Raw genomic sequence first — 14164 nt, 5'->3', positions numbered from 1 at the left:
CGGGGTTGCCGCCATTGCCGGCGCCCGGGGCCGATACCGGGCTGTCCGGTTCGATGGCGTCGGACTGCATCTGCAAGGTCACGTGCGTGACCACCGGCACCAGGCCGTCGTTGATCAGGCGCGTTTGCAMCGGGTCGGTGCCGGTGTCCTGCCACTTCAGGTACACCTTGTARATGCTCGAAATAATCGGCACCACCGGCTTGATGCCRTGGGTGATGCGCAGCTTGATCAGGTTGGCGTCCTGCAGCGTCTCGCCCGATGTGGGCCCCACCGAKTTCGGCTTGAACGCCAGGCCGCGATTCGATATCACGCGCTTGCCCTGGGTGTCGAGCAGGGTTTGCAGGGCCGGATCGTTGAAGTCCTGGAATGCTTCCCTGGTCGGGTTCAGCATTTCGATGGAAGCATTGGCTTCCACCGACACCTTGGCTGCCGCCAGCGAGTCCGCCAGCTTGGCGGCGGTTTCGCCSCCGCCGAACATCGGCACCAGCCCTTCGGTGTAGGCGTTCTTGATSGCGTCGAGTTTGGCGTTGCCCACGCTGCCGGCACGGGCGGCCAGCATCGCTGCGTGGTCGAGCTGGTTTTTCGCGAAGAACAGCTGGCTGTATTGCACCGTGCCCANGCGTCGAGTTTGGCGTTGCCCACGCTGCCGGCACGGGCGGCCAGCATCGCTGCGTGGTCGAGCTGGTTTTTCGCGAAGAACAGCTGGCTGTATTGCACCGTGCCCAGCCCCATGATGGTCAGGATCGGCGCTACCACGGCCAGTTCCACCACCGCCGCACCGCGCTGGCGATTGCGCCTGGCGACGCGCACCGGGGCATCCAGCAAGCGCTGTATCAAACCGGCTGGTGCGTCGAAGAGCCCGGAGAGCGAATTGTTCATCATGGTCGGTTCGAACAGGGCTCACACACCGGGGTGCATGAACTTCATTACGATTGGAAAGAACAGCACGATGAACGTGCACGGAAAAATAAACGCGATCAACGGAAACAGCATTTTCACCGGTGCTTCCATCGCCAGCTTTTCTGCCCGCGCAAAGCGCTCGGTGCGGCGCTGGTCGGCCTGGGCGCGCAGTACCGGTCCCAGGTTCATGCCCATGCGTTCGGCCTGGATCACGGCGGTGATGAAATGGGTGACGTTCGGTTCGCTCAGGCGGTCGGCCATGGCGCGCATGGCTTCGGCCCGCGCCTTGCCGGCGCGGATGTCGCGCAGCACGCGCTGGATCTCGGTGCGCAGCACGCCGCGCGGGCCCTTGTCCACCGACTGGTTGAGCGCGCCCTGCAGGTTCAGGCCCGCTTCCACGCACAGCGTGATGATGTCGAGATAAAACGGCAGCGTCTTGAGCAGCTCGCTGCGGCGCGCCCGCATCAGGTCGCGCAGCCAGAACGACGGATAGAAAAATCCCAGCAGCGCGCCGCCGCCCATCACCTCGAGATACAGCATCAGCGAAAAACCCACTTCGCCGTCGCGTGCACGGTCAAAGCTCGACAGGCCCCACCAGCACAGCAGTGCCAGCAGCCCAGCGCCCAGCAAACGTGCCGCCAGCAACTGCGCCGGCGAGACGGTGTAGTCCAGCCCCGCCTGGCGCAGCTTGGCCAGCATGGCGGTGCGGCGGTTCACCGACATGATCGGTCCGACGAAATGGCTGATCCACTGGATTGGCCACCACACCAGCCGGAGACCCAGCGGCGGCGCGTCCTTGTACGACCGGTCTTCGCGCGGCACTTCCGCCAGCGCCGCACTCACCAGCCACACCAGCAGCGCCACCGACAGGCCGCTGGCCAGCGCCACGGCAACAATCAGCGCGGTGCCATGTTCGAGCAATAATTTCTCCATGGTTTTCTCTCTGCCTCAGACGTCGATCGCGATGATCTTGCGGATCACGTACACGCCCATGGCTTCGAGCAGCAGCAGCACCGCCAGCGTGGCCCAGCCCGCAGGTGTATGCCACAACATGTCCATGGCCGCCGGTTCCAGCTTGGCCAGCACCAGCGCCAGCAGCACAGGCAGCAAGCCCACCACCCATGCTTGCAGCTTGCCCTGGGCGGTCAGTGCGCGGATCTTGCCTTCCATTTGCAGGCGGCTGCGGATGGTGCCGGCGGTGCGCTCGAGCGCTTCGGCCAGGCCACCGCCGGTCTCGGCGGCAATGCGCATGGCCGACACCACCAGGATCGTGGTCTGGGTGGGCATGCGGTGCGCCAGGTTGTTCAGGCTTTGTTCGAGGGTGACACCAATGCGCTGTTCGCGCAGCATCAGCGAAAACTCCTGGCCCAGCGGCGCCGGCGCTTCCTGCACCAGTTGCGCCAGCGCCGAACCGAAGCCGGCGCCGGCGCGCATGCCGCCGGCCAGCATCATCAGCGCATCGGGCAGTTGCAGTTCAAAATTGCGCATGCGGCGCACGCGCATGCGCGCATACAGCAGGCGCGGCGCGAACGTCAGCGCGGCCACTGCCACCAGTGCCAGCAGCACGCTGCCGGTCACCAGCCAGGTGAGCAAGGCGCCCGCCACCATGGCGCCCACGTTGAGCATGAACAGCTGGCGCGGATCGATGAACAGGAAGAATTCGCGCACGCGGAACTGGGCGCGCTCGGTAAAGCTCGACTTGTAGCGCTTGAGCGTGCCACTGCCCACCTCGATTGCCAGCCAGGCCAGCATGCCGGCCGCCAGCGCGATGACCACGCTGAGCACGGTCACCATCATGGCGGGGGTCATGAAGCCCTCCGGTCGACATTGCTGCGGTTGCGCCAGTCGCGGCGCTCTTCCCGTTCCATGCCGGGCGGCAGCGTGGGTTTGAACATATCCATGTCCAGTTCGTTGCCGACGGCGCGTAATTCCTCGTAAAAGCCGGGCACCATGTCGCAGGCGGTAAAGTAGCCCTGCACTTTTTTCAGGCCATGCTGGTCCGGGTTGCCGTAGCCCTGGCTGACGTAGCGGAAAATTTCCTGCAACTGGATCTTGCCGCTCTCCATGCCGGTCAGCTCGGTGATGCTGGTGACCTTGCGCGAACCGCACGCAAAGCGGCTCTGCTGCACCACCACGTCCACGGCCGAAGCGATCTGTTCGCGGATGGCATTCAGCGGCAAGTCCATGCCGGCCATCAGCACCATGGTTTCCAGCCGGGCCAGGCCGTCGCGCGGGGTGTTGGCGTGCAGCGTGGTCAGCGAACCCTCGTGACCGGTGTTCATGGCTTGCAGCATGTCGAGCGCTTCGGCGCCGCGGCACTCGCCCACCACGATGCGGTCGGGCCGCATGCGCAGGGTATTCTTGACCAGGTCGCGGATCAACACCCCACCCTTGCCTTCCACGTTGGGCGGCCGCGATTCCAGGCTGATCAGGTGTTCATGGTGCAGCTTCAGTTCGGCCGCATCTTCCACCGTGATGATGCGTTCGCCAGACGGAATGAAGTTCGACAGGATATTCAGCAGCGTGGTCTTGCCCGAGCCGGTGCCGCCCGAAACGATGATGTTCTTGCGCGACTCGACGCAGATGCGCAGGAATTCCGCCATGTCCGGACTGACCGCGCCAAACGTCACCAGGTCTTGCGCGGTCAGGCGGCGGGTGGCGAATTTCCGGATGGTCAGTGCCGGTCCCTTGAGCGCCAGCGGCGCAATGATGGCGTTGACCCGCGAGCCGTCCTTGAGGCGGGCATCGACCATCGGCGACGATTCATCGATGCGGCGGCCCAGCGGCGCGACGATGCGCTCGATCACGCCCAGCACCGCGCGGTCGCCGGTAAACGTGAGCGCGTGGCGTTGCAGGCGGCCGTTGCGCTCGATATAGATTTCATCGTAGCGATTGACCATGATCTCGCTCACCGTTTCGTCCGCCAGCAGCTCTTCCAGCGGCCCCAGTCCCACGGCTTCGTCCAGTACCTGGCGGCTCAGCACGTCGCGGTCGAGTTCGCGCGGCAGGTCGTTTTCCATTTCAGCGAGAATTTCGTGGATCACCCGGCTGCTCTCGGTGCGCAACTGCGCATCGCTCATGCTCGAGACATCGTGGCGGCGCAAATCCATGGTGTCGAGCAGCTTGGCGTGGATCCGCTTGCGCCATTCGAATTCCAGTTCCTTGCGGCGTGGGTCGGCCCCCACCACCAGCGAAAACGGCTTGCTCGCACCTTCCGCGCGGGCCACCTCGGCAGCCTGCTCGGCCAGCTGGCGCGAGGTGTTCAGTTCCTCCGTGGCCTGGCGGTTGCGGGCGGGCGCGGCGCTCGACCGCGACTGCGGCGCGGCAGCCTGCACCGTGGGGGCTTCCGGCAGGCTGTTGAGTACCCGCAGCTTGTAGGGACCGATGCCGATGACATCGCACGCGGCCAGCGGGCCATGCTGCGACGCCACCCGCTCGCCGTTCACCGACAGGCCGCCGTACGAGCCCAGATCCTGCACCAGCACCCCGCCCGGGGTACGGTACAGCCGTGCATGCTCCTTGCCCACGCGCCAGCCGTCGAGCTTGACGTCGACATGGGCCCCCTTGCCCAGCAGCGCCTCGTCCGGCGTTTCCAGCAGGCGGATCTCGCCGTCGCCACTGATGATTTCGATATCGAGCATGGGATTCTCCTATGGTGAGGGGGTCGGGGTAACGGCGGCATCCGGGGCAACCGGGGCAACCGGCACGAACACCCGGGCGGGGTCGGTGCCCGGCTGCAGCGGATCGCTCAGGTACGGCGTCGGCCCCATCTGCGTACCCAGCCGCTCGTTGGTGCGCTGCACGCGGTCCTGCAGTCCGGGGGCGCGGGCGTCGACGATGGTGGGCGTGACAAATACCACCAGCTCGGTCTCCTTGTTCTGGAAGCGCTTCGAGCGGAACAGCGCGCCCAGCACCGGGATATCGCCCAGCAGCGGTACCTTGTCGATGTCGGTGCCGGTGGTCCGCTGCAGCAAGCCCGACAGCACAATGGTCTCGCCGGTGCGCACGTTGAACTCGGTCTTGGTGCGGCGCGTGAGCAGCGCCGGTCCGCCCACCGACGACACCGACGTATCGAGCGAACTGACTTCGGAATCGATCTCGGCGCGGATCACACCGTTGCGGCCCACCTTGGGCTCGATCTCGAGCTTGATGCCATACGGCTTGAAGACGATGGTCACGCCATTCAGATTCGATACCGAATACGGAAACTCGCCGCCGGCCAGGAAACTGGCCTTGTAGCCGCTGCGGGTGGACAATTGCGGCTCGGCCAGGATGGCGGCGGTACCGTTTTGCTCGAGCAGATTGAGCTGGGCATTGAGACCCATGTTAATCGCGCTCATGATCGTCAGCGACGAAGGCAGCACCACGCCCTTGGTCGTATCGATATTGGTGATCGGGCTGGCCTGGCCGGCTGGCGACGTGATGGTGATCTGGCGCCCGCCCACGCTGGCGCCGTTGTCGCCGCGCCCGGCCGGCGACCAGATGGCGCCGATGGCGCCGCCCCCGGTGGGATTCCACTTCAAGCCCAGCTCGCGCAGCTCCGTCTTCGGAAACTCCACCACCTTGACGTCCATCAGCACCGTCTGCTCCCAGCCGATGGGGCTGGTGAAATTGACGATCTGCGGATAGCGCTTGGCCAGCTCGGCCACCTTCTCTCGGTCGTTATCGGACAGCTCGTCGCCTTCCACGATCACCTTGTCGCCCACCACCGACGCCGTCGCTTTGGGAATGTGCCGCAGGAACGCCGCCACTTCGCGCGTAATGCGCGCGGTCTCGCCGGGCACGATGGTGACCTTGATGCGCTGGTAACGGCCGTCCTCGTTCCACACGAACAGCGACGACACCCCCACGCCGTTGCCGAACATGATGATTTCTTTGCCGTCGAGCGCACTGGCGCTGAGGATCTGGCCATTGCCTACCGCAATGCGCGCCACACCAGGCGTGGGAAACACGCGCGACTCGCCCACGTACAATTCGATTTCGGGCACCGGCACGGCATCGGTACCGGCGCTGATCGGCTCGTACGGCTCCACCACCTTGGGTGTCGCGCGCGCTGGCCGCATGGTGCCGGCCGCGCTGATCGGATTGCGGGTATTGACGGCAGTTGCAGCGCCGGCCGCCGCTGCGGGCAGCGCTGGCGCACCGGCCACCGCAGCGACAGCACCAAGTGCCGATGCGGGTGCAGCCGGTGCCAGGGCCGCTCTGGCGGCGGGCGGCGGCGCCGGTACCGCGCTGCGCGTGGCAGGCGCGGCAGGCATCGCGGCCTGAGCAGCGGCAGGCTGGACCTGCGCCTGGCCGGCGGCCAGTGCGCTGCCGGTCAACATCGACAGCGAGAGGGTCAGCAACGACAGCGACAGCGAGCGCCGTAACGGGCGACGGTAAATAAACAAGGTGCGCACTAGCATGGTTTGATTCACGGGTTGGAGGATGGTCGAAGGCATGTGCTAGCGCATGCCCAGGGCTGGATGGTTCGGCATGGGGTCGGGCCGGTCGGTCAGATCGGGGGCGCCATCGGCTGGCACCGCCGCTGGCGACGTGCCCGGGTCGAGCAGCGCGCGGCCGCCGGTGCGGCGCAGGTACAACGCTTCGGGCGGCACCTTGCTGTTGCCGTAGATGACAGGCACGCCGCGGCGCGCCTGGCCACCGCCGCCGCCGCCGGGCCGAGCCTTCATGCCCAGCAGCGAGGCCAGGTCGTTGACCTCGGCGCCGATGGGCTGGTTGTCCTGCGGGTTGCGCAACAGCGCGGTGAGCTTGCCGATGTCGCGCGCGACGATCAGGTTTTGCGCCTGCGCCGGCGTTGTGTCGATGGTGACGGTGGAAAACTGGCGGCGCTCGCCGGCAGCGTCTTCGGCGCTGCGCTGGCCGGTGGCCAGTACGTGCACGCGCTGCAGCAGCGGGAAGGTCAGCTTTTTGCCGTTCTGGTCCACGGTGGCAATCAGGTCGATCATGTCGCCCGGTTCCAGCAGGCCCGAGATGGAATTGATTTCGTCCACCGGCACCGTCATCGCGCGCCGTCCAGCTTCCACCCGCGCCGAGAACGTGGGAGCTTTCTGGGTTTCCATCAATCCCCATAAAATCATTTCACCGGCCTTGACCGGGTAGGCCAGCGCCTGGCCGTCGATGCGGGGAAAGTCGTCCGGCGTGATCGCCACCGAGTGCGCGTATTCGCGCGGCACGCTGCGCACCGCCACGTTTTGATTGTCGAGCTTGACGCCGCGCGCGATGTCCACCTTGGCCACCACCACCATCGTGGTCGCGCCCTTGGACCGCGCTTCGATGGCGGCCATCTGGGTGTTCAGATAGCGGCTGGCGGCAAACGCCGCCAGTCCGCCAATGGCGAGCGCAACGCCCAATACGATCCAGGTTTTACCGGGGCGAAAATGGCGCAGTCGTTTGAGTCGGTCGAGTTTCATGGTCAATTGGGCAGGGAAATCGCGTGACTGATGTTGCGGTAGGCTTGCTGAAACTCGTTGAGCACGATTTGCACCGTGGTGCGCGCACCGTCGGGACTGGCCGCGTCGCCGCTGATCGGGACGAACAAGGCAAAGGCGAGCGCGGCGCACACAACCAGGTACTCGATCGTGGATTGGCCGGCCTGGCGCGTGACCGCCGCCAGGGCGCCAGGTTGCTGCAGGAACGGTCCGGCTGGGCGCGGCTTCATTGGTAAGTCTCCATGGTGGTTACGGTGTTCAGGACGATGCTGGCGCGGCTGTCGGGCAGGCGGCTGATGACGGCGATGGCCTCGCGGCCCTTGCCTTTGAAGAACAGCGCGATGCCGCTGGTCGTGCCTGGCGGCAACGTGGCCAGCACGTCCGCGCCAGCGTCGGCGGCGCGCGCCTCGCGCTCGAGTTCCATGCCTTCCTGGCGCAGCAGGTCGCGCACCCGCTCGCGGTTGACTTCCTCGCTGTAGCGGTTAATCAGCATCACGAAACGGGCATTGCGGCGCTCATCGATCGAGGTCATCGCGCTGACCAGTTCGGTGCCCGAAGGCAGGCTCGCCAGCAGGCGGTTATTGGCGGCGCGATAGCTGTCGCGCTGCGCCATGCCGGTGGTGGCATCGGCCACCGACGCTACCCCGCGCGTGCCGCCGCCCTCTGGGGCTTGCGACAGTTGCACGGTTACGTAATAGCCGTTCTGCTCGCGACCCAGCACCAGCGCCGCGCCCACCTTGTTTTCCACCACCGGCCGCGCCATGTGCTGGCGGAACCAGGCCGCCGTCTGTTCGGGGGAGGCGCTGGTATCGAAGCCGCGCATGCGCAACGGTATGCCATCCATGTTGATCTGCTCGCCGATTTCGTAGCTGACCGCGTCCGGCGGTAGCGCTACCTCGGGCCACGGCACCTTGGCCGTCGCCACCGCGCTGGCAATGGTCCAGGCGGCCAGCAGCGACAAGGCGGCCAGCGCGATCAGTACCAGGCGTTGGGTCATGGCGGGCGCTTTCATCGGAGCCGGTCCGCTGGTACCTGGTCGCGCCAGAGTTCGAGCTTGGCCATATTGGGCGGCTCGATGCGGGGCAGTTCCACCACCATATTGGTGGCCTTGAGCACCGGATTCAGCGGTCGCATGAGCTTGCCGGGGAACAGCAGCGTGTTGTCGATGCGCGATTCCACCTGCATCGCGTCGCGCGCGGTCCAGGTATCGGTTACCACGCTGGTGTGCCGGCTGACGGTCAGGTTGAGGTTTTTGAATTCTTCGTAGGTCGATGCAAAGCTGGGACCGATATCCTGAAGGTTGGCCAGCTTGACGCTGACATTGGCTGTGTACATCCCGGTCTTGAGCCCCAGTTGCTCGCCGACCTGGAGCGGCGACGGCACGTTGAACGGCTTGCCGTCATCGGCCGCACTCTTGCCGTCTGCATGGTTGGCGCCGTGGCTGCTGCCGAAGCTGACGGTGACGTCGGTGAAATTCTTGATCAGCGCGTCGCCCTGGGCGTCGACCCAGAACAGGTTCTGGTTGGCCTTGAAGTCGCCAGCCTCGTCGTTGGTTTTGATCGGCGCATCGGAGTTGCTGTAGAAGCGGCGCCGCACTTCCTGCGCCAGTTGCTCTGGCGGCTTGTAGTTGCTCATGCCGTCGTTGTTGGCAATGGCCTCGAAGGCCACGTAGCGACTGGCCATTTCGGTGGCATGGGTAACGCTCTGGTACTTGGCAACCATGGGCATGAGCAAGAACAGCGGCACCAGTGCCAGCGCGATCACGACGAATTCGGTGAGGGCCTGACCGCCGCAGCGGTTCAGACGGGGCCGCAAGCTGCGGTGCGCGTACAGTGCCGGCCTCATGGCTGTCCCGATCGTTCCAGCGTGAAGCCTGGTGCCATGTACGGGGCGAACACGGCGTTACCTACCTGGGTATCGAGGCGCGCGTCGACCGCCTTCAGTTGCAGGCCATGCGGCGTGGTATTGGCGAGCAACAGGCCGCCCAGGCCTTCCTGGTTCACCGCGCGAAACGGCACGAATGAACCGCCGGTCGCGTAGCACAGGGTGGCGATGGTGCCTTGCGGATCGATTTGCTGGCGCCAGTCAGTGCAGCGCACCCCGGCCACGGTGCGCTGACCGCCGCGCACGGCGCCGGTGCCGGCCACCGCGGTCAATTGCGCGGCAGCCGCCGCCATCGCCGGGTTGGCGGCCATTTTTCTGATGAGGTCGGCCATGCCATCCTGCACCTGCGGTTCTGGCCTGGCATCGGCATGGCCACTGGCATCGCATTCGCCGCGCGCGGTTTTTCTCACCAGGTCGATATTGCATACGCCCTTGCTGGACGACAGCATCGCCGTCGACGCGATTTCCGCGATCAGGCTGCAATCGTTGCCGTTCACGACATAGGACACACCGCTGGTGTAACGGATCTTACGGTTGGGAGCGCTGTATTGGTCGTCACGGTGCGACGACATGTGGTCGGGCCAGACGGTAGGCGGATGCAGCGCCCGCCCGCTGGCCGCCAGCGCGCGCTCGCACCGTCGGACACGCTCCTTGAGTTCGGCCAGCGCGGCAGCATCGCCGTTCTCGAAATCCAGATAGCCGTCGAGCCGCGCGCGGTGGACTTTGACCATGGGTCCGCCGGCATGGAGCTGGTGAGGCAGCGGCGCGCTGAAGAGGGTCTGCTCTTGCGGCGATGTGGCATGTGCGGGCATGCCGGTCAATGCCATCAGAGACATGGACAGCGACACGCACTGATAAAGGGGAAGCATGGAATTCATCATTGTTGAAGAGCCACGGCTGCGGCCCTGACGGTGGGTGAGTTGGCGATCAAGTGCGCCTGCCAATACGGATTGAACAAGCTGGCCTGCTCCTTGCCGCCATAGGCGCGCGGCGACGTGCGCTCGAAAAACACTTCGGAACTGGAAACGGCGGCCATCAAATCCTTGGCCTCCGCGCCCTGGTAGATATCCATCCGGCCGGTTTGCTTGACCTGCGAACTGCCGGCGGAAGTGCGCAGCTCTGCCTTGTCGCGGGTGAGCCGGACGGCAAACTGCAGACGCGGATCGCGTTTTTTGACGTCGCTGTTGGTTGAAACGTAACCGAGTGCAGCGGTGGACAAATCGTAAAAACTGGGCACGCCGCTGTAGTACCAGTTGCCGCCGCTGGGGCGGGCGCTCTTGCGGCCGTCACCGAGGTTGTAGGAGCTCTTGGTACGGCACCGGAATCGCGGAAAGCGGAATTCCCATATCTCGGTCCTGAATGCGCCGTCGTCGCGGGCGGACCAGTTGTCATAATTACTGAGTGTAGTGCTGGCGGTATGGCTGGCCTTGCCACCGAGGACGATAATGCACCCGGCCCCGCTTTCGTCGGTCCAACCTCGAGTGGAAACAAACGGATCCTTGTTCGCTGCAGCGACCTCGACTTCCTTGAAGCGTGCGCGCTCGTTGCCGGAATAGCGTTTGATGAAGGGGCCGCCGTCAAACACGCTGTAGTTGTCCAGCAGGGGCGCAGGGGTTACCTTGACCACACCGCGGCCTGCATAATTGGCATCTGCCACCTGCTGCATGACTTTGTGGCGCGCCGGTAAAAAAGCGGCAAACATGGTGGCCTGCGATGCTTGCAGCGCCACTTTTGCCACTTCGGTCGCTGCCATGGTGCCGGTGCTCAGCGCGTCGAAGGCGCCCGATGCCAGATTGATCGCGGTGGCCGCAGCGGGATACGCCATCAACGCGCACAGCGGCGCATATTTGCGCATCACCAGCACGGCCGGCACCGAATAGATAGTGAGACAATTAAGCGGCGGTACGCGCTCGGTATGCTCCTTCGCATACTCCAGCCACGACGCCACACTGACCGTCTGCGCCACCATCACCTCGTTGGCGATCAGCGCGCGATTGGTATAGGCATCGAAATTGAGCACCCGCGCATGCATCACAGCAGCGCTGTAGGCCACCGCGTCCGCAGTGTTGACCAGCTTGGTTTTTTCGGCCGTCATCTGGCCCGTGTTAAACAGGAAAAACAGCGCCGCCAATCCGGCGATCAGCATGAACAAACCATAGATCATCGCCTGCCCGCGCTGGCGAACCAGGGGCGGGCGGGAGTCCAGTGGTCGATGAGGCTGAAGCACGATCGCGCGACGCTAAAATTTATTGCGCACCAGTGGTTTTCTGGTCACCAAAGGTCGACAGCGAATTTTTGCTGTTGTCCTTGGCGGCCGTCTCCGCCTTGCCCGCAGCAACGCCAGCCTGGGTGATTGCCGCAGCGCCGCTATTACCCGAAACCTCTTTCGAAATTCCGGCCATCTGGTTACGGATGGTGGCGCCAAACAGCTGCGTGGTGGCGATCGCCGCAACAGCGATCAGTGCCACGATGATGATGTACTCGGTCATGCCCTGGCCTTTTTGTTTCAGGCGTTTGGCTTGGGCAGACAACGGGTTGCGTGCAAAGTTCATGGTATTCCCCTCATAGATATCAATGGAAGGCGAAATATAAATGCTGCACCGCACGTGAAAATACGTTAATTGTCACGATGCTTAAATTACATAAAAATAATTATTTTTTGATACGCTTGAATCGTGCGCAGGGTTTTTTTCGGATAGACTCGCCGCCGGCCAGCGGAACGAGTTTTCGCTGAAAAACGTGAAAAAAAAATGTGACGCGGGAAATGATGTTCCCGGAGGAGAAATAGAGATTTGTTGCGGCAAGAGATCGTGGCAAGGGTGAGATTTTGCTGCGAGTGCACATGCGGTTTGCGGCTGATAACTGCGGCCAATTGTCCAAAGTGCGCGAAGGGGGATGCGGACGAAATCTCGGACTATTTGGGAGTCCATGTATTCATACGAAGAGCGCTTTCTGGCAGTAAAGCTTTACCGAAAATACGGGAGGAGCCTTAAAGCGACCGTCCGCGAGCTAGGTTATCCGACGGAGAATTCCCTCAAGGCTTGGTGCGCCGAGTTTGAAGAGGGAGGAGAACTAGAGGAGAAATACGTTCGCTCGCTTCCCAATACTTGGCTGAGCAGAAGAACACCTCCATCGAGCATTACGCAGGGAGCGCGGCGACGTATCAGCTCTGCCTCGTACAGACCGTTGATGATCTCGGTCAGCGCATTGTCATAGCTGCCGCCCTTACTACCCACAGACGGCTCAACGCCGGCTTCAGCAAACGCACGCTATAGTGGATGGAAACATGTTGTGAGCCTCTGTCGCCATGTTGAATTAAGGCATCGTCGCGGTCAGGCTGACGGGCCTATAGCGCTTGTTCCAAGGCATCCAAGACGAAGTCGGAGCGCATCGACCTGCTGACGCGCCAGCCTACGATGCGTCGGGCAAGCACATCAATCACAAACGCCACATAGACAAAGCCTTGCCAGGTCGAGACGTAGGTGAAGTCGGATACCCATAGTTGATTGGGCCGCTGTGCCTTGAACTGGAGATGGCCCCGGTTCAACGGGCACGGTGCGGGCTGGCAGGTACCGGACGGTATTTTTTTGACGTAGGCCATACGTCAATCATACGGTCACCGCTCAAACGTGCGAAGGCCAGATAGCCGCTGCGACGAGAGGTGCACCGCTTTTTTGAGAGGTGAGTAACCATGCTCAGTTTATTTGAATGACGCTAAGTGCTTGATTTTATGGAGGCGAGGATCGGAGTCGAACCGACCTAGACGGCTTTGCAGGCCGCTGCATAACCGCTTTGCTACCTCGCCGGAGGAAGACTTGACACGAGAACACAGCCGGTTATGTGCTGTGCTCCGAATTCTGGAGCGGGAGAAGAGTCTCGAACTCTCGACCTCAACCTTGGCAAGGTTGCGCTCTACCAACTGAGCTACTCCCGCGTAGGAGTTGATACTGTACTGCGCTTTATTTCACTAGTTACTGCGTCCGATCAGCTTCCGGAGAAACTGGAGCGGGAGAAGAGTCTCGAACTCTCGACCTCAACCTTGGCAAGGTTGCGCTCTACCAACTGAGCTACTCCCGCATTTGGAGTCAAACATTCTAACAGCTCGCTATCGTTATTACCAGTACTACCTGTAATAACCACCAGCTTTGCAACTGGAGCGGGAGAAGAGTCTCGAACTCTCGACCTCAACCTTGGCAAGGTTGCGCTCTACCAACTGAGCTACTCCCGCGTCGCTGTCACCAACAACAGGCCAGCATTATAGAGGATCTGGACGGGCTGTCAATGGTAAAACCGTTGTCGGACAAAAAAGATGGAAAACGGTTTAGCTGATTTTACAGGTGGCCGCCCTTCTCCTTGATCATCGGCCACGCCAGGCGCATGTAGTAGAACATCGACCACACGGTCAGCACGGCCGCCACCTCGAGGAAGCGCGCGCCCCAGAACTGGGTGTCGATGGCGCCGAACAGCACGTCGTGGTACAGCAGCAGCGGAATGGCGGCCATTTGCGCGGTGGTCTTGATCTTGCCGATCGAGCTGACCGCGACCGATTTCGAGGCGCCAATCTGCGCCATCCATTCGCGCAGCGCCGAGATGGCGATTTCGCGGCCAATGATCACGAACGCGATGACGGCATTGGCACGGTCCAGTTGCACCAGCACGATCAGGGCGCCGGCCACCATCAGCTTGTCCGCGACCGGATCGAGGAAGGCGCCGAAGGCCGAGGTCTGGTTCCAGCGGCGGGCCAGGAAGCCGTCGAACCAGTCGGTGACGGCAGCGATAATGAACACCAGCGTGGCCGCCAGATTCTGATCGGCCACCGGCAGCACCGACGTTGGCAGATAGTAGACGCCCACCACCAGCGGAATGAGCGCCACGCGCAACCAGGTCAACAGAATCGGGATATTAAATGGCATGACGAAGGGGCATAAACTTGCTAAATAAGTACGACC

The 14164-nt window shown here is 63.1% G+C and carries 13 protein-coding genes, 4 tRNA genes and 1 pseudogene; all 18 read right to left on the bottom strand.

All coding sequences use genetic code 11. The features are described from left to right. Positions 1-619: 619 nt before the first annotated feature. Positions 620-879 (bottom strand): TadE/TadG family type IV pilus assembly protein (locus tag ASF04_RS28780; protein ID WP_373922144.1); only part of this gene is annotated, 260 nt, incomplete at its 3' end. A gap of 21 nt (positions 880-900) precedes the next feature. Continuing rightward, complete coding sequence (locus ASF04_RS17030) at positions 901-1833, bottom strand: type II secretion system F family protein (RefSeq protein WP_056144074.1); 933 nt, start codon at positions 1831-1833, stop codon at positions 901-903. Between the two features lie 15 nt (positions 1834-1848). Further along, a complete protein-coding gene (locus ASF04_RS17025) occupies positions 1849-2709 on the bottom strand; it encodes a type II secretion system F family protein (protein ID WP_056144071.1) in 861 nt (286 codons plus the stop codon). Further along, positions 2706-4541, bottom strand: coding sequence for an ATPase, T2SS/T4P/T4SS family (locus ASF04_RS17020; RefSeq protein ID WP_056144068.1), 1836 nt, complete (start codon positions 4539-4541; stop codon positions 2706-2708). Before ASF04_RS17020 ends, ASF04_RS17025 begins: the two co-directional genes overlap by 4 nt. Positions 4542-4550: 9 nt before the next feature. After that, a complete protein-coding gene (locus ASF04_RS17015; RefSeq protein ID WP_229205084.1) occupies positions 4551-6305 on the bottom strand; it encodes a type II and III secretion system protein family protein in 1755 nt (584 codons plus the stop codon). A gap of 39 nt (positions 6306-6344) precedes the next feature. Beyond that, positions 6345-7313, bottom strand: coding sequence for a Flp pilus assembly protein CpaB (gene cpaB / locus ASF04_RS17010; protein ID WP_056144065.1), 969 nt, complete (start codon positions 7311-7313; stop codon positions 6345-6347). Positions 7314-7315: 2 nt separating this feature from the next. Beyond that, complete coding sequence (locus ASF04_RS17005; RefSeq protein WP_056144063.1) at positions 7316-7561, bottom strand: hypothetical protein; 246 nt, start codon at positions 7559-7561, stop codon at positions 7316-7318. Then, the gene (locus ASF04_RS17000; protein ID WP_156368677.1) at positions 7558-8328 is read right to left on the bottom strand and encodes a hypothetical protein; all 771 of its coding nucleotides are present in this window, start codon (positions 8326-8328) and stop codon (positions 7558-7560) included. Before ASF04_RS17000 ends, ASF04_RS17005 begins: the two co-directional genes overlap by 4 nt. Before the next feature lie 11 nt (positions 8329-8339). Then, positions 8340-9176, bottom strand: a complete 837-nt coding sequence (locus ASF04_RS16995; RefSeq protein ID WP_056144057.1) for a hypothetical protein — start codon at positions 9174-9176, stop codon at positions 8340-8342. Next, positions 9173-9946 (bottom strand): hypothetical protein, encoded by a 774-nt coding sequence (locus tag ASF04_RS16990; protein WP_156368676.1) that lies wholly within the window; start codon positions 9944-9946, stop codon positions 9173-9175. Before ASF04_RS16990 ends, ASF04_RS16995 begins: the two co-directional genes overlap by 4 nt. 146 nt (positions 9947-10092) lie before the next feature. Continuing rightward, a complete protein-coding gene (locus ASF04_RS16985; RefSeq protein WP_056144052.1) occupies positions 10093-11379 on the bottom strand; it encodes a pilus assembly protein TadG-related protein in 1287 nt (428 codons plus the stop codon). A gap of 82 nt (positions 11380-11461) precedes the next feature. After that, positions 11462-11767, bottom strand: coding sequence for a hypothetical protein (locus ASF04_RS16980; protein ID WP_056144049.1), 306 nt, complete (start codon positions 11765-11767; stop codon positions 11462-11464). Positions 11768-12361: 594 nt separating this feature from the next. Next, positions 12362-12774: pseudogene (locus ASF04_RS16975) on the bottom strand (DDE-type integrase/transposase/recombinase); the annotation flags it as partial. Between the two features lie 172 nt (positions 12775-12946). Beyond that, a tRNA-Cys gene (locus tag ASF04_RS16970) sits at positions 12947-13020 on the bottom strand. A gap of 53 nt (positions 13021-13073) precedes the next feature. Then, positions 13074-13149 (bottom strand) — tRNA-Gly (locus tag ASF04_RS16965). A gap of 67 nt (positions 13150-13216) precedes the next feature. Further along, positions 13217-13292 (bottom strand) — tRNA-Gly (locus ASF04_RS16960). Between the two features lie 75 nt (positions 13293-13367). Then, a tRNA-Gly gene (locus ASF04_RS16955) sits at positions 13368-13443 on the bottom strand. Between the two features lie 103 nt (positions 13444-13546). Next, entirely contained in the window at positions 13547-14128 is a 582-nt protein-coding gene (gene pgsA / locus ASF04_RS16950; protein WP_019920154.1) for a CDP-diacylglycerol--glycerol-3-phosphate 3-phosphatidyltransferase, read from the bottom strand. Positions 14129-14164 lie beyond the last annotated feature (36 nt).

The organism is Duganella sp. Leaf61, from assembly GCF_001421905.1.
GTDB classification, from domain to species: Bacteria; Pseudomonadota; Gammaproteobacteria; order Burkholderiales; family Burkholderiaceae_D; genus Rugamonas; species Rugamonas zoogloeoides.
Note: the sequence above shows the minus strand (reverse complement) of the source record. Positions and strands in the feature narration are given on the sequence as shown.